At 50.2% G+C, this 257-nt stretch carries 1 rRNA gene; it reads left to right on the top strand.

Annotation, left to right across the window (positions count from 1 at the left end):
• Nucleotides 1-257: ribosomal RNA gene (locus H6A61_RS15640) — 23S ribosomal RNA — on the top strand; the annotation flags it as partial.

The following is a 257-nucleotide window of genomic DNA, read 5'->3' as shown; positions in this document are numbered from 1 at the left end:
GAGAAGCATTGAATTGAAGCCCCAGTAAACGGCGGCCGTAACTATAACGGTCCTAAGGTAGCGAAATTCCTTGTCGGGTAAGTTCCGACCTGCACGAATGGTGTAATGATCCGGACACTGTCTCAACCGTGAGCCCAGTGAAATTGTAGTATCGGTGAAGATGCCGATTACCCGCGATGGGACGAAAAGACCCCGTGAACCTTTACTATAGCTTAGCATTGAATTTGGGCACGCGATGTGTAGGATAGGTCGGAGGC

The sequence above is a fragment of the Bacteroides caecigallinarum genome (genome assembly GCF_016901995.1).
GTDB lineage: Bacteria > Bacteroidota > Bacteroidia > Bacteroidales > Bacteroidaceae > Phocaeicola > Phocaeicola cellulolyticus.
Note: the sequence above shows the minus strand (reverse complement) of the source record. Positions and strands in the feature narration are given on the sequence as shown.